This window comes from Rhodococcus sp. T7 (assembly GCF_009872365.1).
In the GTDB taxonomy this organism is placed as follows: Bacteria; Actinomycetota; Actinomycetes; order Mycobacteriales; family Mycobacteriaceae; genus Rhodococcus_F.
Genome location: NZ_WXYH01000389.1, coordinates 53,189 through 53,558 on the forward strand (window position 1 = coordinate 53,189; position 370 = coordinate 53,558).

The 370-nt window shown below is 71.4% G+C and carries 1 protein-coding gene; it reads right to left on the reverse strand.

Annotation, left to right across the window (positions count from 1 at the left end; translation table 11 throughout):
- Positions 1–370, reverse strand: a 370-nt coding sequence (locus tag MLGJGCBP_RS44190) for an NAD(P)/FAD-dependent oxidoreductase (protein WP_201453375.1), incomplete at both ends; no start/stop codon positions are given.

A 370-nucleotide genomic window follows, 5' to 3' on the forward strand; every position in this document is an offset into this window, starting at 1 on the left:
GAGCCCTGAGCGGTCAGGATCCAGCGGCGCTCGCCCTCGACGACCCACATCGCCATTGCCCGGGACGCCGATTCGGGGGTCAGGGCGCCGTCCCCGAACGCGGTGAGTGCGAGTGCCTGGAAGCCCGGGTCCCAGTCCTCGGGTACCTCCAGGAAGGTGGAGGAGTAGCCCCAGTGCGCGTTGACGACTTCCTCTCGGGGAGTGGGGTAGCCGAGCGCCTGCAGCCACGTCGGAGACTCGGAGAACCGACCGCTGGCGTCGATCACCAGATCGGCGGGCAGCTCCTCCCCGTGGGTGGTGCGCACCCCCGTGACCCGGCCGTCGGCGCCGAGCAGTCCGGCCACCTCGACGCCTGAGCGGTACTGCACGC